The 684-nt window shown below is 51.3% G+C and carries 2 protein-coding genes; both read left to right on the top strand.

Going from position 1 to position 684, the window contains the following annotated elements:
• Positions 1-378, top strand: a 378-nt coding sequence (locus ACAN55_RS24200) for a branched-chain amino acid ABC transporter permease (protein ID WP_379139158.1), incomplete at its 5' end; no start/stop codon positions are given.
• The coding region (locus tag ACAN55_RS24205) for an ATP-binding cassette domain-containing protein (RefSeq protein WP_379139161.1) at positions 347-684 on the top strand (338 nt) is incomplete at its 3' end. The genes ACAN55_RS24200 and ACAN55_RS24205, both read left to right, overlap by 32 nt.

Here is a 684-nt window from a genome sequence, read left to right on the forward strand (position 1 = left end):
ACGATGTATAAAGTCATTGCCTTCACCATCGGCGCACTCTTCGCCGGTATGGCAGGTGGATTATCTGCTCACACGTTTTACGTCATCACACCGGGCAGCTTCAACTTCCTGAAGTCGTTCGAAATTCTCGTTATGGTCGTACTCGGGGGCCTTGGCAGTACATCTGGCGCGATCGTCGGAGCCGTGTTCGTCACCCTGCTGTATACCTTCCTGCGGGATTTCCCGGAATGGCGCATGATTATCTATTCCATCGTTCTAATTCTAATGATGATTTTCCGTCCGGGCGGTCTGCTGGGCACAACGAAATTATCGTTTGGCAAGTTTGGCAAGAAGGGGGCGAAGGCAAATGGCGGTATCAGCGACAGCAGTGCTTCTTAATGTAAAAGAAGCCAGCCGCTCTTTTGGCGGACTCAAAGCGCTCAGCGAAGTTTCGCTTCATATTAATAAAGGCGAATTGATTGGTCTCATCGGACCGAACGGCGCCGGCAAGACGACCTTGTTCAACCTGCTGACGGGCGTATATCCGCCATCGACCGGTAACATTATTCTGAATAATGAATCGGTGGGCGGGATGAAGCCCTACAAGATTAATCATAAGGGTGCGGCGCGTACCTTCCAGAACATCCGGCTGTTCACAGCCATGACCGTGCTGGAGAATGTCAAAATTGCGTTTCACCAGCATGC

It is taken from the genome of Paenibacillus oryziterrae (assembly GCF_042610485.1).
Classification (GTDB): Bacteria; Bacillota; Bacilli; order Paenibacillales; family Paenibacillaceae; genus Paenibacillus_AQ.